Origin of the sequence: Sphingosinicella soli, assembly GCF_014199685.1 — a bacterium.
Classification (GTDB): domain Bacteria; phylum Pseudomonadota; class Alphaproteobacteria; order Sphingomonadales; family Sphingomonadaceae; genus Sphingosinicella; species Sphingosinicella soli.
On record NZ_JACHNZ010000004.1, the window covers coordinates 29,896 to 49,757 of the forward strand.

At 65.8% G+C, this 19,862-nt stretch carries 21 protein-coding genes; 9 read left to right on the forward strand and 12 right to left on the reverse strand.

Features of this window, described 5'->3' with window-relative positions; all coding sequences use genetic code 11:
* Nucleotides 1–89 precede the first annotated feature (89 nt).
* The 3 genes from rpsF to rplI are packed head-to-tail and all read left to right on the forward strand — an operon-like array spanning nt 90 to nt 1,357.
* Entirely contained in the window at nt 90–509 is a 420-nt protein-coding gene (gene rpsF / locus GGQ98_RS02730) for a 30S ribosomal protein S6 (protein ID WP_184064738.1), read from the forward strand.
* Between the two features lie 2 nt (nt 510–511).
* The gene (gene rpsR / locus GGQ98_RS02735; RefSeq protein ID WP_184064740.1) at nt 512–736 is read left to right on the forward strand and encodes a 30S ribosomal protein S18; all 225 of its coding nucleotides are present in this window, start codon (nt 512–514) and stop codon (nt 734–736) included.
* Nucleotides 737–757: 21 nt separating this feature from the next.
* Nucleotides 758–1,357 carry a 50S ribosomal protein L9 gene (gene rplI, locus GGQ98_RS02740; RefSeq protein WP_184064995.1) on the forward strand — a complete coding sequence of 200 codons (600 nt, stop codon included), beginning with the start codon at nt 758–760 and terminating at the stop codon, nt 1,355–1,357.
* A gap of 60 nt (nt 1,358–1,417) precedes the next feature.
* Here rplI and GGQ98_RS02745 read toward each other — a convergent pair whose 3' ends face one another.
* From GGQ98_RS02745 to GGQ98_RS02785, 9 genes are all read right to left on the reverse strand, one after another.
* A complete protein-coding gene (locus GGQ98_RS02745; RefSeq protein ID WP_341534117.1) occupies nt 1,418–2,032 on the reverse strand; it encodes a DUF938 domain-containing protein in 615 nt (204 codons plus the stop codon).
* Between the two features lie 55 nt (nt 2,033–2,087).
* Entirely contained in the window at nt 2,088–2,951 is an 864-nt protein-coding gene (gene phhA, locus GGQ98_RS02750) for a phenylalanine 4-monooxygenase (RefSeq protein WP_184064743.1), read from the reverse strand.
* A gap of 51 nt (nt 2,952–3,002) precedes the next feature.
* A complete protein-coding gene (locus tag GGQ98_RS02755) occupies nt 3,003–4,166 on the reverse strand; it encodes a membrane dipeptidase (RefSeq protein WP_184064745.1) in 1,164 nt (387 codons plus the stop codon).
* 160 nt (nt 4,167–4,326) lie between these two features.
* Nucleotides 4,327–5,442: a YkvI family membrane protein gene (locus tag GGQ98_RS02760; RefSeq protein ID WP_184064748.1), complete on the reverse strand. Its 1,116-nt coding sequence runs from the start codon at nt 5,440–5,442 to the stop codon at nt 4,327–4,329.
* 5 nt (nt 5,443–5,447) lie between these two features.
* Nucleotides 5,448–6,482 carry an N-acetyltransferase DgcN family protein gene (locus GGQ98_RS02765; RefSeq protein ID WP_184064751.1) on the reverse strand — a complete coding sequence of 345 codons (1,035 nt, stop codon included), beginning with the start codon at nt 6,480–6,482 and terminating at the stop codon, nt 5,448–5,450.
* Between the two features lie 56 nt (nt 6,483–6,538).
* Nucleotides 6,539–7,687: a dipeptidase gene (locus GGQ98_RS02770; RefSeq protein ID WP_184064754.1), complete on the reverse strand. Its 1,149-nt coding sequence runs from the start codon at nt 7,685–7,687 to the stop codon at nt 6,539–6,541.
* Nucleotides 7,688–7,753: 66 nt separating this feature from the next.
* Nucleotides 7,754–9,046 (reverse strand): metal-dependent hydrolase family protein, encoded by a 1,293-nt coding sequence (locus tag GGQ98_RS02775; RefSeq protein ID WP_184064757.1) that lies wholly within the window; start codon nt 9,044–9,046, stop codon nt 7,754–7,756.
* Between the two features lie 26 nt (nt 9,047–9,072).
* On the reverse strand, nt 9,073–10,083 hold the full coding sequence (locus tag GGQ98_RS02780; RefSeq protein WP_184064760.1) for a dipeptide epimerase: 1,011 nt from the start codon (nt 10,081–10,083) through the stop codon (nt 9,073–9,075).
* Complete coding sequence (locus GGQ98_RS02785) at nt 10,083–12,020, reverse strand: serine hydrolase domain-containing protein (RefSeq protein ID WP_243451652.1); 1,938 nt, start codon at nt 12,018–12,020, stop codon at nt 10,083–10,085. Before GGQ98_RS02785 ends, GGQ98_RS02780 begins: the two co-directional genes overlap by 1 nt.
* A gap of 226 nt (nt 12,021–12,246) precedes the next feature.
* Between GGQ98_RS02785 and GGQ98_RS02790 the strand changes: the two genes are divergently transcribed.
* Genes GGQ98_RS02790 through GGQ98_RS02800 form a run of 3 tightly spaced genes read left to right on the forward strand, consistent with a single transcriptional unit; the run spans nt 12,247 to nt 15,501 of the window.
* A complete protein-coding gene (locus tag GGQ98_RS02790; protein WP_184064766.1) occupies nt 12,247–12,891 on the forward strand; it encodes a cupin domain-containing protein in 645 nt (214 codons plus the stop codon).
* 43 nt (nt 12,892–12,934) lie between these two features.
* Complete coding sequence (locus GGQ98_RS02795; RefSeq protein ID WP_184064769.1) at nt 12,935–13,933, forward strand: ligase-associated DNA damage response exonuclease; 999 nt, start codon at nt 12,935–12,937, stop codon at nt 13,931–13,933.
* On the forward strand, nt 13,933–15,501 hold the full coding sequence (locus GGQ98_RS02800; RefSeq protein WP_184064772.1) for a cisplatin damage response ATP-dependent DNA ligase: 1,569 nt from the start codon (nt 13,933–13,935) through the stop codon (nt 15,499–15,501). Before GGQ98_RS02795 ends, GGQ98_RS02800 begins: the two co-directional genes overlap by 1 nt.
* A gap of 8 nt (nt 15,502–15,509) precedes the next feature.
* On the opposite strand, the gene GGQ98_RS02805 is transcribed toward GGQ98_RS02800, so the two are convergent.
* Both GGQ98_RS02805 and GGQ98_RS02810 read right to left on the reverse strand, forming a co-directional pair.
* Nucleotides 15,510–15,950 carry an EF-hand domain-containing protein gene (locus tag GGQ98_RS02805; RefSeq protein WP_184064775.1) on the reverse strand — a complete coding sequence of 147 codons (441 nt, stop codon included), beginning with the start codon at nt 15,948–15,950 and terminating at the stop codon, nt 15,510–15,512.
* A 99-nt stretch (nt 15,951–16,049) separates the two neighbouring features.
* Complete coding sequence (locus tag GGQ98_RS02810; protein WP_243451653.1) at nt 16,050–16,451, reverse strand: hypothetical protein; 402 nt, start codon at nt 16,449–16,451, stop codon at nt 16,050–16,052.
* 169 nt (nt 16,452–16,620) lie between these two features.
* Between GGQ98_RS02810 and GGQ98_RS02815 the strand changes: the two genes are divergently transcribed.
* Together GGQ98_RS02815 and GGQ98_RS02820 are read left to right on the forward strand one after the other, a co-directional pair.
* Nucleotides 16,621–17,334 (forward strand): response regulator, encoded by a 714-nt coding sequence (locus tag GGQ98_RS02815; RefSeq protein ID WP_184064778.1) that lies wholly within the window; start codon nt 16,621–16,623, stop codon nt 17,332–17,334.
* A 5-nt stretch (nt 17,335–17,339) separates the two neighbouring features.
* Nucleotides 17,340–18,680 carry an ATP-binding protein gene (locus GGQ98_RS02820; protein WP_184064781.1) on the forward strand — a complete coding sequence of 447 codons (1,341 nt, stop codon included), beginning with the start codon at nt 17,340–17,342 and terminating at the stop codon, nt 18,678–18,680.
* Here GGQ98_RS02820 and GGQ98_RS02825 read toward each other — a convergent pair.
* Nucleotides 18,646–19,227, reverse strand: coding sequence for a PadR family transcriptional regulator (locus tag GGQ98_RS02825; protein ID WP_184064784.1), 582 nt, complete (start codon nt 19,225–19,227; stop codon nt 18,646–18,648). The genes GGQ98_RS02820 and GGQ98_RS02825 overlap by 35 nt on opposite strands.
* Before the next feature lie 211 nt (nt 19,228–19,438).
* On the opposite strand from GGQ98_RS02825, the gene GGQ98_RS02830 reads away from it, so the two are divergent.
* Nucleotides 19,439–19,861, forward strand: coding sequence for an NAD(P)H-dependent oxidoreductase subunit E (locus GGQ98_RS02830; RefSeq protein ID WP_184064787.1), 423 nt, complete (start codon nt 19,439–19,441; stop codon nt 19,859–19,861).
* The last annotated feature ends 1 nt before the right edge of the window (nt 19,862 follow it).

Sequence of the window (19,862 nt, forward strand, 5' to 3'; positions counted from 1 at the left end):
CGCCGCTGTTTATTTGTATCCCGTAGCCAGCCGGAGGGGCGGCGGATTGCCCGTCGTCAGCGATCGGTATTTGAGGAGAAAATAGGACCATGCCCTCTTACGAGCATGTTTTCCTGGCACGCCAGGACCTGTCCACCGCGCAGGTGGATGGCCTTGCCGAGACGTTCACGAAAATTATCGAGGACGGTGCCGGCAAGGTCGAAAAGACCGAATACTGGGGCCTCAAGAGCCTCGCTTATCGCATCAAGAAGAATCGCAAGGCGCACTACGTGCTGCTCAACATCGAGGCTCCGGCCCCGGCGCTGCACGAGCTGGAGCGCAACATCGCGATCAACGAAGATGTGATCCGCTATCAGACGATCCGCGTCGACGAACTTGAAAAAGAGCCTTCGGCGATGATGCGCAAGAGCGACCGCGGCGAGCGCGACTCGCGCGGTGGACCGCGCGGCGATCGTGGAGACCGCGGTGATCGCGACCGCGGCCCCCGCCGCGAGCGTGAAGGAGAATAAAGATGGGACGTCCGTTTTTCCGCCGCCGCAAGACCTGCCCGTTCAGCCGGGCCGATGCGCCGAAGATCGATTACAAAGACGTGCGCCTGCTTCAGGGCTTCGTCTCCGAGCGCGGCAAGATCGTACCGAGCCGCATCACCGCCGTTTCGGCAAAAAAGCAGCGTGAGCTGGCCAAGGCGATCAAGCGCGCCCGCCACCTCGGCCTGCTGCCGTTCCTCGTCCGCTAAGGAAGGATAGAACCCATGGCTATGGACATCATCCTGCTCGAACGCGTCGAGAACCTCGGCGGCATCGGCGACGTGGTTTCGGTGAAGCCCGGCTACGCCCGTAACTTCCTGTTGCCGCGCGGCAAGGCGCTGCGCGCCAACGACGCCAACAAGGCGAAGTTCGAAGCGAACCGCGAGCGCATCGAAAAGGACAACGCCGAGAAGCGTTCAGGGGCAGAGAACGATTCGAAAACGCTGAACGGCGCCAAGATCGTGCTGATCCGCGCCGCTTCGGATGCGGGCCAACTCTACGGCTCCGTCGCCGCACGCGACATCGCCGAGGCGCTGACCGAGGCAAACGGCATCGCCGTCCACAGAAACCAGGTGGTGCTGAATACGCCGATCAAGGCGCTGGGCATTCACAAGGTCCGCGTGGCGCTACACCCGGAAGTCAGCATCGAGATCGAAGCCAACGTCGCCCGTTCGAGCGACGAGGCCGATCTGCAGGCGCAGGGCGTCAACGTGCTTGCCGACATGTTCGAAAAAGACGTGAGCGGCTTCACGGAAGATCGTGATCCGAACCTTGAGCCCGGCGAATTCGCAGAGGTCGAGGTTGAAAACGAAGGCGAAGCGAAAGCCTGATTCGGCTTCGTGACGAAAAACGAGCGGCGCGGGGCAACCTGCGCCGCTTTTTTTTGGTCCTCAGCGTTTGCGGAAGATCAGCGACAGGTTGTTCGCGGGCATTTCCACGAGCCCTTCGAAGCCGAGCCCGTTCGCGTCGGCTTCGCTGCGCACATCGTCCAGATCGCGAAGGCCCCAGCGTGCGTCGCGCGCCTTGAGATCGGCATCAAACGCTTCGTTGCTGGGCGCGGTAGGAACATCCGCGCGGCGGAACGGCCCGTAGATATAGAGCAGCCCGCCCGGCGGGGCGTGCAGCCCCGCGCCGCGCATCAGACCCTCCGTGGCCGCCCACGGGCTTATGTGAAGCATGTTGATGCAAACCGCCGCATCGATGCGCCCGATGGGCCAGCGTTCCGCCGCCGCATCCAGATCGAGCGGCGCGCGGACGTTCTGCAGCCCTTCTGCAGCCACCCACGCCGCAATCGAATCGCGCGCGTCCGCCGAGGGATCCGTCGGCTGCCAGAGGAGATCCGGGCGCGCCCGCGCGAAATGCACGACATGCTCGCCCGTACCGCTCGCAATTTCGAGGACCACGCCCGATTCGGGCAGAAGCGACCCCAGCACGTCCAGGATGGAATCGCGGTTTCGCGCGGTTGCGGGGGCGTATCGGCGGCCGGCGCGAACAGAGTCTGTCACGCAATCTCTCCAGACAGGGGATTCAAAGTGGACGAGGCCCGTCCGCGCAGCGCCTTCATCCGCGCAGGCGGCGCGCATGGGCCTGCGTGCCCCGCGTGAAGACGCGATCCGTCGCAAGGATGGCGTCTTCGGCGATGTCGTCAGCGCCGAAAATATCTGCATAGACGGGTCCGAAATCGGTGCTGAGCGTCTGCTCCAGCAGATCCTCGAAGCTGTCGATGACGAAATAGCTCTGCTGGTAGTCGTCGATCCGGTAGCGCGTGCGCATGACGCGCTTGAGATCGAAACCGATGCGGTTGGGGCTCGGATCGTCGAGCGCGAAAACGGATTCGCCGAACGAGGACACGATCCCCGCGCCGTAGAGGCGCAGCGCATCGCCCTCGCGGATGAGGCCGAATTCAACCGTGTACCAGTAAAGCCGCGCGAGCTTGCCCAGAACGCCGGTGCTCGCGGCGCGAAGGCCACCCTCGCCGTAGGCCTGCATGTAATCGGCGTAAACCGGGTTGGCGAGCAGCGGCGCATGTCCGAACACATCGTGGAAGACATCGGGTTCTTCCAGATAATCGAGCTGTTCGGGCGTGCGAATGAAGCGCCCGGCAACGAAGCGCCGGTTCGCGAGATGTTCGAAGAACACGCGGTCGGGGACGAGGCCCGGCACGGCGACGACCTGCCAGCCGGTCGCCTTCATCAGGCGATCCGACAAGACCTCGAAATCCGGGATCCCGCCTTCCGACATGCCGAGCGTATCGAGCCCCTGCAGAAAAGCGGGAACGACCCGGCCGGGAAGCATGCCCGTCTGCCGCGCGAACAGACGGTCCCACATCGCATGTTCGGCGGGGGTATAATCCCCCCACCGCTGCGGCACGGTCCAATCGGCGGCGGCGCCCTGCGGCGGCGCGGTCTCGCAATCCCCTGTCATTCCCCGCTGATAACAGAAACGCGGAAAACCGGAATGGCCGAGTGTCGATCGTCAGCGCGCTGCGTTTTCCTCGGCGAGGCGCAGGAGGCGCAGCACGTTGCCGCTCCAGATTTTCTCGATATCGGCGTCCGAAAAGCCCTCGGCATGAAGGCGCTCGGTGATCTTGGGCAGCCCGCCGATGTCTTCAAGGCCCTTCACGCCGCCGCCGCCGTCCCAGTCGGCGCCGATGCCGACATGATCCACGCCCGCCACCTTGATGATGTGGAGCAGGCTTTGCATGAAGGCTTCGAAATCCGTGTTCTGGATCGGCAGAACCGCATCGAGCGCACGCGTTTCGCGCGTCAGCTGCGCCTGCTGTTCCGGCGTCATCGTGCCCATGTTTTCGATCTGCCCGAACAGCGCGCTGCGCTCGGGCGTGAAATTCATCGTCGCGAGGAACACGGTTGTGACGCAGATCACGCCGCCCGCCTCGGCGAGCTTGCGGATGCGCGCATCATCGAGGTTCCGCGGCTGATCCGAGATGGTTTTCGAACCCGAGTGGGACAGGACCAGCGGTGTCTTCGACAGGCTCACCATCTGGTCGAACGCGGCGTCGGAGGAATGGCTCGCGTCGATCACCATGCCGAGCCGGTTCATCTCGGCAACCCATTGGCGCCCGAGCGGGCTGAGGCCGTTCCACTTCGGGGTATCGGTGGCGGAATCGGCGAACTGGTTGTTCTTGCCGTGCACCGGCCCCGCCATGCGCACGCCGAGGATGTAGAACGTCTCCAGCAGCGACAGATCCTCGCCCAGGGGATAGGAATTCTCGATGCTGAGCCAGCCGAAGCGCTTGCCTTCGGCATCCATCCGCTTCGCGTCGGCCGCCGTGGAGATGAGCGCGATCCGGTCCGGAAACTTCGCCAGCGTCGAGCGGATGAGTTCGGCGCGGCCGAGGGCGTAAGCCTTCGCCTTGGCGAACCCCTCCGGCGTCACCGGCCCCTGCTCGGTATAGATGACGAAGAAACCGCCATCGAGATTGCCCGCGTCCATGCGCCCGAGATCGACCTGCACGAGATCGGTATCGTAGCTGTGCGTGTCGCCGAAGCTCCAGCCCGGCCGCGCGAAGTGCATCGGCGTATCGAGATGCGTGTCGAGCGTGAGCGTGCGCTGGTGCAGCGTTTCGGCATGCGCCGGGAGCGCCGCAGCGAGCAGGACGGAGGCAAGAACACGCTTCACTTCATTTCTCCCTTTTCATCACCGTGAACGGCTGGCCGGTCGACCGGGCTCAACAAAACGCACCCTGACCGACCGGCACGCGTTCGCCGGGTTTCAAAGCCCGCAGCCCTGGGACGGCGACGGGTGATCGATCCCGGCAATCGCGATTGGATTCGCGCGCCTACCCGTTCGCCGCGCGGTGCCTGACGAGCCTTGCGACACCCAGAGTAAGCAGCGGCACGACGAAGATGGCAAGCATGATATAGCCGAACGCGCCGTAACCCGACGCTATGAGATCAATGAGACCGATCCGCGCCGCAACGAAACCGCAGGCGAGCAGAACAGCCGCCGAAACGCCGAGACGGGCAAGCGGCGTAAAACGCTTGCCGCGCGTTGCCGCGACACCGGCGATGCGCTCGTTCAGCGTGTTCACGACGCCCACGCCGGTTTCAAGCAGCGCGCAGAAGATCATCAGCTGGAACGCGATCTGAAGCCACGGCGCGTCCATGCGGCGCAGCAGGAAATCGGACGGCAGCGAGGCGCTCGCAATTTCGGGATAGAACGCGACCATGCAGAGGAAGAAGGCGATCGCCGGAATCATCGCAAGCGGACCGGCGACGACCCCCGCGATCACAGCGTCGCGCGGACGTGTGAAGTTGGTCACGAACGAAAGCACGGCAATCGCGCCGACCACGTTGTAGCTGGCGTACGTCAGCCCGCCCATGACCCAGCCCGTGGTGGGCACATCGAGCGCCAGAGACGGCGCGATCCTGTCTCCGAACGTCGACAGCGCGAGCACGAGGAACACCGCATAGGTCAGGTAGATGAAGGTCGAGGCATATTTGAAGACCTGCTCGACGCCCGCATTGCCGAAACTTGCCGTCGCGGCGATCGAGATGACGAGGAACAATGTGCCCACGATCTCCGGCAGGCCGAACACCTCCGCGCCGATCGTGCCGGCGGCCGCCGCAACGACGGCGAGAATGAGCACCAGCAGCGCCAGATAGGCGATTTCGAACACGACCCAGCCCGGACCGAGCAAAGCCTTGAAAAAGTCGCGGTAGTTGTAGACCGCAAACCGGTAGGAAAACAGGAACGTCGCCGCGCACACGGCGCTCCACACGACCATGGCAAGCAGAATGCCCATCAGCCCGCCAAAAGGCCCGCTGCCCAGGAAGAACTCGGCAAGCTCCCGGCCCGTCGCATAGCCGCCGCCGATGACGACGCCCTTGAAGATAAGGCCCGGAAGCAGGAAACGCTGGAACCACGACGGCTGTGTGGTTGTCGTGGCTGTCATCAATTTTATCCCAGGCAGTTGTCGACGAGTTTTTTGAAGGCGTCACCGCCGCGAATGGGGTCTGCGACCGGGAGGCCGAGGCGCTTGCTCTCCGCGTCCATCAGGGCCTCGGCCTCCGCAGCGTCCATGTCGCCGGTGTTGAAGGCAAAGCCCGCGCAGCGGATCGCCGGGTTGGTGCGGCGCCCGAGCAGCAGGTTGAGCTCGACGGTTTCCTCAAGGCTGGGGATCACATATCCCGGCGCGCCCAGGATCTCCGTGCGGCCCGGCTGGTGGCACACCACGATGACGTCGGGCTGGCTGCCGTGCAGAAGCCCCAGCGACACCGCCGCGTAGGCCGGGTGAAACAGCGATCCCTGCCCCTCGACCACGTCCCAGTGATCGGGTGCCGCATCCGGGCTCAGCACTTCCGCCGCGCCCGCCTCGAAATCCGAAACCACCGCGTCCATCGGAATGCCGCCGCCCGCGATCATGATGCCGGTCTGGCCCGTCGCGCGGAAATCGACATCGACGCCGCGCTCCGCAAACGCGTTTGCCAGCGACAGCGCCGTGTATTTCTTGCCGAGCGCGCAGTCCGTCCCCACCGTGAGAAGCCGCTTGCCCGTCCGCTTGCGGCCCGTGCCCACCGGCAAGCCCGCAGGCGGAACGCGCACGTCGATCAGCGCCCGGCCGTGCTTCGCCGCCGCCGCCGCAAGCTGCGGTACGTCGCCGAGCCGCACATGCATGCCGCTCACCAGATCAAGCCCGGCCTCCAGCGCCTCGACCAGCGCAGGAACCCACGCCGCCGCAATGCCGCCGCCGCTCGGCGCGACGCCGATCACCAGCGCGCGCGCCCCCGCAGCATACGCCGCCGCAGGGCTCATCATCGGCAAACCCGCCGTCACCGTACCCGGCGCCAGACGATACTCGGCTATGCACTTGTCGCCGGCCCAGTCCCGAAGACCGAACGCCGTCTTCGCGTAACCACCCTCAACGCTGTCGCCGAGAAACAAAAGATAGGGAGTTGGAAGCCGAAGCGCGGCGTTTCCGGGAAAAGACGACATGTGCGTGAATACCAGTCAATTCTTCAGGTTGGAAAGAGAGATTGAACGCCCGGGCTTTATGCCCAGGTCGCACCCAGCAACCGGCGGAAGTTTCCTCCCAGGATGGCGGTGATGTTGTCGTTCGAATATTTGCGGCGGATGAGTTCCTCAACGAGGTCGTAAGTCTTCATCGGATGATCGAAACCGTCCGTATCGATCTTGTCGCGGAACGCATAGCTCGCCTTGTAGCCGGCCTTCAGCATCTTGTACTGGTCGGCGGGCATGTCGTCATAGCCGTTGAGGTCGGCGTCCGAACCGATGCCGACATGATCGATGCCGATCAGCTTCACGACATGATCGATGTGATCGACCATGTCGCCGATCGCCGTCGGCTCCTTCGCGCTGACGAACATGCGCACGCCGGTGATGCCCATGACGCCGCCCTTGGCGCCAAGCGCCTTGATCGCCTCGTCTGCCTTGACGCGCGGGTGATCGACGAGCGCGCGGCAATTGCTGTGCGTGATCGCGATGGGCCTGGGCGAAATATCGATGGCGTCGAGCGTGGTGCGATCGCCGCAGTGCGACACGTCGATGAGCATGCCGACGTCGTTCATCGCCTTGATGATCGCCGCGCCGTAATCGGTGATGCCGCCATCGACACGCTCGGTACTGCCGGAGCCCAGAAGGTTCTGGCTGTTGTAGGTGAGCTGCGAGCAGCGCTGGCCGATCTGGTAGAAGCTCTTCACGTCTTCCACCTTGCGGAAGTGCTCGGAATTCTGGACGCCCATGATGACCGCGCACTTGCCTTCACGCTTGGCGCGATCGAGATCCTCGACCTTGCCGACGAGCGAGAACACGTGCGAATTGCGGCCCGCGAAGCCCTGCCAAGCGGCGATCCACGCGAGGGTGTTCGCGTAGGCCTCCGGCCCGCCGGTGCCGACGGCATTGTGAAAGCCGGTAATGCCGCTCGCGCGGAATTCGGCGGCATCCTTCTCGCTGAGCGGATTCGCGTAATATTCAGGCCGGAAATCGATCTTGAGCGGCGCGAGCATATCGATGACGAGCGACTGCTTGACGAGATCGACGGCGCGCTTCGAATAGGCCTTCGTCGCCGCAGCGTGGGCGCGGAACAGGCCCGTGTTGATCATCGGGAAACCGGTGACGGCCGCTGCCGCAACTGCGCCGCCGAGCAGGCGGCGACGAGAAACTTCGGGCAATGCAGTCATCGCCGTTCTCCCTGTCTATCTGTGAATTCAGCCCGGTCAGGCTTATTAGTCCTGATCGGAAAATTGTCAATCAACCGCTTGTCCGGGCGCCTTGGCGATGGCGCCGCCCTTCATGACGAAGGCGGTGGTTTCGAGCACCCGCACATTGCTGAGCGGATCGCCCTTCACGGCCACGATATCGGCAGCCTTGCCAGGGGCGAGCGTGCCGATCTCGCTGCCGAGCCCGGCATGCTCCGCCGCCCAAACCGTCGCTGCGCGGATGGTTTCCAGCGGGGTCATCCCCGCTTCCACCATCAGCGCGAACTCCTGCGCATTGTCGCCGTGCGCGGACACGCCGGAATCGGTGCCGAACGCGATCTTCACGCCTGCCTTGTGCGCGCGCCGCAGCGCATCTACCATCAGCGGGCCGACCTGGCGCGCCTTGGCGCGCACCGGCGCGGGCATCCATTCGGCCGTTTCGGCGCGCTTCTTCACCGTGTCGCCGGCGAGCAGGGTGGGCACGAGGTAGCCGCCCTTCGCCTTGAAGAGCTTGGTGGATTCGGCATCGAGATAGGTGCCGTGCTCGATCGAATCGACCCCGGCGCGCAGTGCGGCGTTGACCCCGTCGGTGCCGTGCGCGTGCGCCGCCACCTTGCGGCCGAGCCGGTGCGCGGTGTCCACGATCGACGTGAGTTCCGCGTCGCTCATCTGCTGGCCGAGACCTGCGGCGGTGTTCGACATCACGCCTCCCGTCGAGGCGGTCTTGATGACATCGGCGCCGCTCTGAATCGCCTGCCGCACCGCACGCGCGCAGTCGTCCGCGCCCGAGCACAAGGTCGGCGAGCGGTAGAGATCGAGGATTTCCTGACGGTAGCCGTGGATGTCGCCGTGGCCGCCATGCGCCGCCACGCCGCCCGCCGCGATGATGCGCGGCCCTTCGACCTTGCCCACCGCGATGGCGTTGCGAAGGCCGTAGATGGCCTGCGGCTCGCCGCCGAGATCGATCACCGTGGTGAACCCGGCGCGCAGCGTGCGCCCGGCAAAGACAACACCGTCGAACGCACTGTCCGTCGCGGACTTGGCGAGCGCGTCGTTGCGCTCGTTGGGGTTGGATTCGCCCGTGATGTGGACGTGACTGTCGATGAAGCCCGGCATCACGAAGGCATCGCGCAGATCGACGACCTTGCCTTCGCCCACGTACCCATCGCGGATTTCCGTGATGCGGCCGCCCTGAACCACGATGGTCTTTTCCGTTTCGACCCGGCCGCTCGCCGGATCGGCAAGCAGGCGCCCGGCCTGAACATACGTGACGGGACCATCGGCCGCAGCCGCGCCGCTGATGATCGTGGCTGCAAGCAGCAGCCCGAGAACTGACTTCATGTCTTACCCCTTTTATCCGACTTCGTTCAGGCGTCGCGGCCCCAGACGCTATCCGGGCAGCGCACATATCCGTCTTCATAGACGATTCCGGGCTCCCGATCCTTCGCAAGGAAGATCGGCCCGTCGAGATCGACCACGTCGCAAAGCTGCCCGACGACGAAGGCCGGCGCCATCGCAAGGCTGGTGCTCACCATGTTGCCGACCATCACGCCGAGCCCGAGTTCGCGCGCCTTCCGGGCCATCGCGAGCCCTTCGGTAAGGCCGCCGCACTTGTCGAGCTTGATGTTGACGACATTGAAACGCCCGACGAGGCCGGGGACGTCGGCAAGCGTCAGAACGCTCTCGTCGGCGGCCAGCGGTATCGGGCAGGTGAAACCGTCGAGGTCGGCTTCGGCGCCGCGGCGCAGCGGCTGCTCCAGCAGCTTCACGTCGGCTTCGACGAGAACATCGACGAGCGCGGGAAGGTCGGCGATGCTGAAGCCCTGGTTGGCATCGACGCCGATCCAGCAATCGGGCCGCGCGGCACGCACCGCGCGGACACGGGCGATATCGTCTTCAAGATCGCCGGTGAGTTTCAGTTTCAGCGCGCGCGCCTGCGCGTATCCGACCGTGGCGCCCTCCGCCATCACCTCGGGCGTATCGGCGCCGAGCGTCATGGTGGTGAGCAGCGGACGCGAGGTTTCGAACCCTGCGATGTCCCACACGCTGCGCCCGGTCTGCTTAGCTTCGAGTTCCCACAGCGCGCAGTCGAGCGCATTGCGCGCGCCGTTTGCGGGCATCAGCGTCTGGAGACCGGCGCGGTCGATGCCGCGCTCGATCTCCGGACGGACGGCTTCGATGGCTTTGCGCATCGCATCGACATCGTCGCCGAGATAATAGACGCCGGAAGCCTCTCCCCGCCCCGAATGGGTGCCGTCTGAAAGCGTGACGACAACCAGATCGGAGTGGGTGAAGACATGCCCTGAAATCCTGAACGGTTTCGCCAGGGGCAGGGATTCAACGGTGACTTCGAGAGAGAGGTTTCCGGCAACCGACATTAGAACTGAACTCCAAAGCTGATGAGATGGAAGGCGAACGCGGCCCACAGGATCACGATCGCGGCGAGAAGGATGAGAACGCTCCACAGTTTGGAGAACCAGCCGCGCGCGCCTGTCCACACGAGGACAAGGTTCCACGCCGCGACCGCCACCATGCCGATGAAGGCAACCGTGCCGACGATCTGGAGCAGGTACACGGCCCAGTCCATCGCGCCGCCGAGCAGGCTGAAATCGCCCATCATCGTGATGATCGTCGTCGCCCAGCCGATGAGCACCAGCGTCACCGCCGCCGCAAACCCGCGGACGAGGCGGAACACCTTGAGATCCTTGCCGACAAGCGCCAGCCGCGCACCGTAGCGACGGCGAACAACGGCGCCGACCGGCCATGACAGAGCGGTGAGCCCGAGGATGACGAGACCCGCGATTACGCCGGGCGACAGCCACGCAGGCGAGGCATACCACACCGGTCGCTGCAGCATCATGATGGCCGAGATGGCATCGATGCTGACCCAGTCGACCTTGCCGTCCTTGAGCTTGGCGGCAAGGCGGCCATGACCGCCGACCTCTTCCCAGACGAAGGGTGCGGTTTCCACCCACTTCGAATCCTCGCCGCCGGTGTTCTTGAACGGCAGGACGAGATTGCCCTTGGCATCAAGCGCAATCTTCATTCCGCCCGCAAGATCGAGCGCCTTCATGAAGCTCGACTCCGCGCGCCGCGAGCTGATGTAGGTGCCCGCCAGCATTTTCGCATGCTCGGCCGCCGTCTTTGCATCGACGCCCGCCGTGATCGTGCGCTCAAGCGGGAAGTAGCGATCCGCGAAACCTTCGAACAAATGGCTGCGGATCGGGCTGGTCACGCCCTCCTTCCCCGCGCTGTTCATGGAAATGTAGATGCCGACGTTTTCCTGCGGGAACAGCATCAGATTGCTATGGAACCACTGCGAGTCGCCGCCGTGGCCGATCGCCGTCTGACCGTTGATCTGCTGTTCGTAGAAGCCGAGCGCCATGCGGTTGAGCGGCGGCAGAATGGTGAGCGTCGTCGTGTGCATCAGCTTCGCCGTTTCGGGCGAGAGCAGCGGCCCGCCGTTCGAAAGATGCGCGATCATGAACTTCGCCATGTCCGCGCCGCTCGCGGCAAGGCTGCCCGCCGGCGCAAGACCAATCACTTCATAAGGTTTGGGCTCGCCGGACGCTGTCGCATAGCCCTTCGACATCAGCGGCTGCAGCCGCTGCGGCAGCGGCTGGCGGAAGCTCGAATGGTTCATGCCGAGCGGCGCGAAGATGCGCTGATCGATATAGTCATCGAAAGACATGCCGGACGCACGCTCGACGATATAGCCCGCGAGCGCGGTCGCGTAGTTCGAATAGGCCGGCGTCGTCCCCGGCGCGAAAATCCGGTTCGGCACCCAGCGCTTCAGAAGATCGCCGAGCGGCGCGGGCTTGCCCACCGAAATCAGGCCGCGAATCTGTTCTTCGAAACCGGCGGTGTGCGTCAGGATGTTGCGCAGCGTCACCGGCTTGCCGTCACGCGCCGGAATCTTGAAATCGAGGTACGTGTTCACGTCCGCGTCGAGATCGAGCTTGCCCTCCTGCACGAGCTGCATCACCGCCGTCCATGTGAACAGCTTCGACACCGAACCGGGGCGGAACAGTGTTGTCTCCGGATCGACCGGCGTGCGCTTCTCGACGTCCGAATAGCCGAAACCGCGCTGCGTCAGCACCGCGCCGTCCTTCACCACGACAACGACCGCGCCCGCAACGGCGCCGCGCGCCAGTGCATAGGGCATGAAACCGTCGAGCCAGGAATCGACATCGGCCTTCGTGAGCGTCGGTCCGCTCGGCACCGGAATCGGTACACCGGCGGCTTCGGGCGTCGCCGCCACGGGATTGGCGGGCGCAGGCCCCTGCACCGGCTGCGCCAGTGCGGGCAGCGCCATCAGGGCAACCGCTCCTGCAAAAAGAGGTTTCAGTAAGGCTCGCATATTCCCCCTCCAGACTTCCTTGCCGCGCGGAGCGGCATGTTGCATTGCGTGTTCGACGCGGACGATATACCGTGCGCGCGAACTAGTTATTTTGTCCCATGCAGGCAATAATGAGCCCATTTGGAAAATTGTCAAACAGCATGATGCAGCAGACATCGCCTTCGGGCCCCGAGGTCCGGGCGTGAAATCCGATAAGCCGACGCTCGGCACGCTTTTGCGGGGGCTCCGCACGCGCAACAACTGGACGCTCAAGGAAATGAGCGAACGGAGCGGCATACCCGTTTCCACGCTCTCCAAGGTCGAACACGACCGCCTGACGCTGACCTATGACAAGCTGCTGCAGCTCAGCCAGCGTCTCAGCATCCGCATGTCGGAGCTGTTCGCGGAGGAGGAGCCGGCGGAAGCCGCCGCCGTCACCGGACGTCGCAGCATTGGCAGCCAGGACCGCGCGATCCGGGTGAAGACGAACAACTACGATTATTTCTACCTGTGCACCGAACTGCGGCGCAAACGCATGATCCCGCTGGTGACGCGCATCCGCGCGCGGTCGGTCGAGGAGTTCGGCGAACTCGTGCGCCACCCCGGCGAGGAGTTCGTATATGTGATCGAGGGCCGCATGGTCGTGCACACGGAATATTACGATCCGATCGTGCTCGAAGCCGGGCAATCGATCTATCTCGATTCGAGCATGGGCCACGCCTATGTGGTGGGCGAAGGCTGCGACGAGGCGCTGACCATCGGTGTCTGTTCGGCGGCCGAAGGCGATCTGATGGATTCGCTGATGAGCCTGCACGGAGAAGAGCCCGGCGGCATCCAGCCGATTTGAGCGGCGGCGGGAACTTTCCCGCGCTTTCTCCCCTATAGCGGATATGGCCCCGCGCGCTTCCTGGATCGAAGCCCACCCGACCGGCATTTATTTGCCGACCGCAGACGCATGGATAGACCCTGCCGTTCCCGTCGATCGCGCGATCATCACGCACGGCCATGCGGACCATGCACGCGGCGGGCACCGCGCCGTGCTCGCCACGCGCGAAACCCTCGCCATCATGGATTGCCGCTACGGCCCGCAGCCCGGACAGGCGATCGGCTACGGCGAAACGATCCGCCTCGGCGACGTCGATCTCCGTCTCGTCCCTGCCGGGCATGTGCTCGGGTCGGCGCAGGCGGTGCTGGAACGCGGCGGCGAGCGTGTCGTGGTGTCGGGAGACTACAAGCGCCGCCCCGATCCGACATGCGCCCCTTTCGAACCCGTATCGTGCGATGTGTTCGTGACCGAGGCGACGTTTGCGCTGCCGGTGTTCCGGCACCCGCCGATCGGCGGCGAGATCGACCGGCTGCTCGCCGTGCGGGAGGCGCAGCCGGAACGGGCCGTGCTGATCGGCGCCTATGCGCTCGGCAAGGCGCAGCGCGTGATCGCGGAGTTGAGGCGTCACGGCTATGACGCGCCGATCTTCATTCACGGCGCGATGCAGCGCCTGTGCGACCTCTACCGCGAACTGGGGGTCGACCTCGGCGAACTCCGCCCCGTCGCCGACCTGAAACCTGCCGAGCTTGCCGGCCGGATCGTGCTCGCGCCGCCCTCTGCGCTCAATGATCGCTGGTCGCGGCGGCTGCCCGATCCGGTTACGGCGATGGCGAGCGGCTGGATGCGTGTGCGCCAGCGGGCGCGGCAGCGCGGCGTCGAGATGCCGCTCGTCATCTCCGATCACGCCGACTGGGACGAGCTGACCGGAACGATCAGCGAGATCGCACCGGGCGAAGTCTGGGTGACGCACGGCCGCGAGGATGCGCTGGTGCACTGGTGCCGACAGCGACAGATCCCGGCGCGCGAACTCGCCCTCGTCGGCCGCGAGGATGAGGACGACTGATGCAGGCGTTCGCGCAGCTCCTCGACAGCCTGATCTACACGCGCTCGCGCAACGCAAAGCTCGCCCTGATCGGCGCGTATCTGAAAGCGGCGCCCGACCCCGACCGCGGCTGGGCGCTCGCCGCGCTGACCGGCGATCTTTCGCTTCGGGCGGTCCAGCCGGGCATCATCCGCGCGCTCGTCTCCCAGCGTGTGGATCCGGTGCTGTTCGGGCTCAGCTACGATTATGTCGGCGACCTTGCGGAAACCGCAGCCCTGATCTGGCCCGGCGCACAGATCGCCGCCCCGCCGCCGCGCCTTTCCGAAGTGGTCGACGAATTGCAGCGGATCACCCGCACGCAGGCACCGGCGGTGATGACCCGGCTGCTCGACCGCCTCGACGCGGACGGCCGTTTCGCGCTGCTCAAGCTCGCGACCGGCGGGCTGCGCGTCGGCGTTTCCGCGCGCCTCGCCAAGACGGCGTTCGCGCAGGCCTTCGCGCTCGATCCCGACGATGTCGAGGAAGTCTGGCACGGCGTTTCGCCGCCCTACACGGCGCTTTTTGCCTGGGGCGAAGGACGCGGCGAGCGCCCGTCGTCCGATGATGCGCCGGTGTTTCGCCCCTTCATGCTCGCGCATCCGCTCGACGACCGGGATGTCGATCTTTCAGACTATGCCGCCGAATGGAAGTGGGACGGCATTCGCGTGCAGCTCGTGCATGTCGGCGGCGAGACCCGGCTCTACAGCCGCGCGGGCGACGACATTACGCAGAGTTTCCCCGAGGTCGCGGAAAGCTATCGCACGCCCGGCGTTCTCGATGGCGAACTGCTCGTGCGCGGCGACGTGCAGGGCGGCGCGGCGGCAAGTTTCAACGCCCTGCAGCAGCGGCTCGGCCGCAAGACGGTTTCACAGGCGATGCTGCGGGATTTTCGGGCTTTCGTCCGCCTCTACGACATTCTGTTCGACGGCCCCGAAGACCTTCGCCCGCAGCCGTGGACGCAGCGGCGCGCCCGGCTGGAGACATTCATGTCGCGGCTCGACAGCGCGCGCTTCGACATATCCCCGCTCGTCGATGCGCCGGATTTCGCCGCGCTGGAAACGCTGCGGCTCGGCGCGCGCGAGGCCGCGATCGAAGGGCTGATGCTGAAGCGGCGCAACAGCCCATATGTTTCGGGGCGCCGCGTCGGGCTCTGGTACAAATGGAAACGCGACCCGCTCGTGGCCGACTGCGTGATGATGTACGCGCAGCGCGGCCACGGCAAACGATCGAGCTATTATTCCGATTACACGTTCGGCTGCTGGACCGAGGAGGGCGAACTGCTGCCCGTCGGCAAGGCCTATTCGGGGTTCACCGACGAGGAACTGATGATGCTCGACCGCTTCGTGCGCAGCCACACGGTCGCCCGCTTCGGCCCCGTGCGCGAGGTGGAAAAGACGCTGGTGCTGGAGGTCGCCTTCGATTCGATCCACGCATCGAAGCGCCATAAATCCGGCCTCGCCATGCGCTTCCCGCGCATCAGCCGCATCCGCATCGACAAGCCCGCCGCCGAGGCCGACCGCATCGTGACGCTGCGCGGCCTGGCGGTCTGAGGCCTGCCTTACGGCCTGCCGGATTTCGCCTGCGCAGCCTTGTTTCGGAAGGTTTCCAGTTCGGCCCTGTCGACTTTACCGTCCCCGTTGGTGTCGGCGAGATCGAACACGGGCGTGGGCGCCACATCAAATTCGGCCCGCGTCACCTTGCCGTCGCGGTTGGCATCGGCCTCGGCGATCAGGCGTTCGAGACGCGCGCCGGCTTCGGGCCGGAACTTCAGAATACGCTTGAAATCGGACTCGCTGACGACACCATCGTTGTTGCGGTCCATCGTATCGAAGCGGGCGCTGCGGCTTTTCAGGAACTCGCTGCGGGTGACGACGCCGTCGCCGTCGGCATCAGCCTTGTCGAAAGCGGCGGCGCCGTCACCTCCGCCCCAGCGCTGCGCGGCGGCGGGGGACGCGACGAGCGTAGCAGCGGCAAGGGCGATCAGAACTCTGCGGGTCATGGATGCGTATCCTGCGAAAAGTACGGCCGCGCCCCGGCGGGGGGTTGGGGTTAAGGGGCGCGGCCAGTCGGTCGGAGGGAGAGGAACGGGTCGGGATCCTCAGTCGTCGCGGGTTACGGTCCCGCTTCTGGTTGTCGTTGAACCGTCGCGGCGCGTGCGCGTCGTCGAATAATCGGCGCTGCCGTCGCCGTTCGCCGCCGCTGCGGTGCTGCGGCCGAAGGTGGCGCCGCGGTTCGTGGTCGTCATGCGGCCGCCGGTGTAGGCGCCGTCCTCGACCGATCGGCCGCGCGAGGACACGTAGCCGCGCCCTTCGCCGCCCTGCACCGATCGCGACACCGCTCTGCTTCCCGGCTCGCGCGAAACGCTGCGCTGCCTGACGAGGCTGCCGCCTGCGCCCTCGACATTGACGATACGGGTGCGGTCGCGCGCCTCGGCGGGAAGCGCGGCGGCAGTGAGCGCGGTCGTGCCGATCACCGCGAAAACGAGAAGTGGCTTCATCATGGGTTTGCTCCGGGTCTTCAATCGATACCGACGGATCATGTCCGTCCGGGCCTTGTGTAGAAGGCTTGCGTAAGCGGCGTGCTGCCGCAAGGTAACGGACGGTAACAAAGTGTAACGCCGCCGCCGTGCCCCGTTCCCCTCACGGCGCGGCTGCGGCACAAACAGGCGCATGGGCAGCAGCTTCATCGCCGTCGTCGAGGACGACAACGAAATCCGCACACTCGTCACCGGGCTCCTTGCGCGCGAGGGCTTCGAGGTATCGGGCTGCCGTTCAGGCGCGGAGCTTGACCGGCTGCTCGAACGCCAGCGCGTCGATCTTGCTGTGCTCGACATCATGCTGCCGGGCGAGGACGGGCTCTCGATCTGCCGCCGCCTGCGCGCACGCGGCGACGTCGCCGTGCTGATGGTGACGGCGAAGGGCGACGACATCGACCGCATCATCGGGCTCGAAATCGGCGCCGACGACTATCTCGCCAAACCGTTCAACCCGCGCGAACTTGTGGCGCGCGTCCGCGCCGTGCTGCGCCGCACGCGCGACACGAACCGCGTGTCGGTCGCCGCGCAGCCATCGGAGCGCTACCGCTTCGACGGGTGGACGCTCGACGTGGGAACCCGCGCGCTGAATGCGCCCGCTGGCGTGGTCGATCTCACCGGCGGCGAGTTCGACCTGCTGCTCGCGTTCGTGACGCACCCGCAGCGCGTGCTGAACCGCGATCAACTGCTCGACTGGACACGCGGACGCAGCGCCGGCCCCTTCGACCGCGCCATCGACGTGCAGCTCAGCCGCCTGCGCCGCAAGCTCGCCGACCACGGCGGCGAGATGCTCATCAAGACCGTGCGCGGCGGCGGCTATCTGTTCGCAGCCGGCGTCGAACGGGACTGAGCGCAATGTCGAATCTGGGCCTTCGCATTATCGCCATCCTGCTTTCGGGGTTCGTCATCATCCAGCTGTTGCTGCTGGCGGTTACGGCGCTGCCGACGCGCGGCGACGCGCATCGGCCCTTCAATCTGCCGCAGCCAGACGACGTGCGAGTGCTCGCGGAAACGCTGGAAACATCGCCACCTGCCCGGCGCGCGGAGCTGCTCTCGCTGTTCAACGATTCGCTCTACACGCTGCGGCTGGCGCGCGGCAGCCCCGCCGGTTTCGACGGCGGCCTCTCGGCGCTTCACGCGACCTATGCGGCCGCGCTGCCCGGACGCACGGTGACGCTGCCCTCGCGCCGCCCGCTGATCGGCGGAGCGTTTCGCGAAAACCGCTGGACCGGCCGGCTGTTCTCGCCCGTTCAACTTACCGTCCGCCTCTCGATCGGCGAAACGCTCGTCATCGAAAGCCGCCCCTCCGCAGTGGTCCGCACCTATCTGCGCCGCCGCGCGCTGCTGGGCGTGATCGGCGGGCTCCTCCTGCTCGCGATCCTTACCGTCGCCGTGCGCCGCGCGACGAAACCACTGGTTCGGCTTTCGGCGGGTGTGCGCCGCTTCGGCAGCGAACTCGATGCGCCCGACGTGCCCGTGGAGGGCGCACGCGAAATGCGCGAACTTGCCGTTGCCTACAACGACATGAAGCGGCGCATCGCCGATCTCGTCAACGAGCGCACGCGCATCCTCGCCGCCGTCGCGCACGACATGCGCACCTACATCACGCGGCTGCGGCTGCGCACCGATTTCATCGAAGACCCGGAACAGCGCCGGAAAGCCGCCGCCGACCTTCAGGAAATGTCGGCGATGCTCGACGACACGCTGCTGTTCGCGCGGCAGGACGCCAGTGACGGCCCGGACCCCGCGCACCTCGACATCGATGCCGAGATCGAGGCGCTCGTCGCGGTGCGGCGCGAGATGGAAGACGCAGTCTGGTTCGATGGGGGCGCGAAGGGTACAGCGGTGCGCCTTTCCCCGCTCGCGCTCCGGCGTATCCTTGCCAACCTGATCGACAACGGCCTGCGCCACGGCACGACGGTTTCGCTGAGCACGACACGCGAGGGCGAGACGATCGAGATTCGGGTGTCCGATAACGGCCCGGGCGTACCCGCTGCCGCGCTTGCGCGGCTCGGGGAGCCGTTCGGACGCCTCGACCCGTCGCGCGACCGCACCACGGGCGGCGTCGGGCTGGGGCTCGCCATCGTCCGCGCACTTGTCGAGCGCAGCGACGGCACCGTGCGCTTCGCTAACCAGGACGGCGGCGGCCTTCTTGTCTGTCTCAGCTTTCCCGCAGCGCCTCCAGCGCGCGGATAGTCTCGTCGCACCATTCGATCTGCGAGCGTGCGCCGCGAATGCCGAAATCGAGCGGTGCGAGCACGTAGATCAGCGTCTTGCTGGTCCGCCCGGCGCGGATCGCGTCTTCATAGCCTGCGCGAAACGCTTCGAACGTCGCCAGGTCGTGCGTGAGCTGGCGACGATAGTCCGAAAGATGGGCGATGCTGACCTCGGGCGCGACATGGCGGCCGAAGAACAGTTTCAGCATGTGCTCGTTGCGAATACCCGCGCCTGAAACCGGTGCGGCAAGCCAGTCCCGAAGCGCCTCCCGCCCGGTTTCGGTGATCGCGTACTTGCGGCTCTTGCGCCGCCCGTGCGTCTCCGCGCCCAGGCATTCCGCCAGCCCTTCGGCCTCCAGCTTCTGCAGGATGGGGTATATCTGCCCGAAGCTCTCGTTCCAGAAATAGCTGGTGCTGCGCTCGATCGCCTTCTTGATCTCGTAGCCCGAGCGCGGCGCGCCCGCGAGGAACCCGAGCACGGCAAATGCGGTGCGGCTCTTGCCCAGTCGTTCGGCGGCCTTCGTCATTCTGCCGGGCCTCTCGCGTTATGCGATGCAGGTCAAGGCCTTCTGCAGGCCGCGATCACTGTCGCCGTCATCGGCGCCGCGTTCGTCGTCGCCGGTCAGGTCATGGTCCTCGTCGACCGATGCTCGCCCGGCATCGCACAAGCTGAATGACAGGCGCGACAAAGCGGATTTGAAATTGTTCCTGCGGCGCGACGGCGCTACACCGCCGCGTATGAGGGACGATCGTCTGGCCGATATCATCGCGGCTCATCACAATCGCGAGGGCGCGCTGCTGCCCATTTTGAACGACGTGCAGGCAGCGTTCGGCTGCGTGGACGAGGATACAGTGCGCGCGCTCGCCGCCGCGCTCAACCTCAGCCGCGCCGAGGTGCACGGCGTCGTCAGCTTTTATCATGACTACAAGGCGAAGGCCGATCCCCGCCCGGTGCTCAAACTCTGCCGCGCCGAGGCCTGCCAGGCGCGCGGGGTCGAGGCGCTTGTCGCGGAGGCCGAAAGGGCGGCGGGAGAGCGCGTGCATATCGAAACCGTCTACTGCCTCGGCCTCTGCGCCATCGGCCCGGCCGCAATGACGAACGGGCAGGTTCATGCCCGCCTGGACGGCGACCGTCTCGCGACCCTGATCGAGGCGCTGTAGG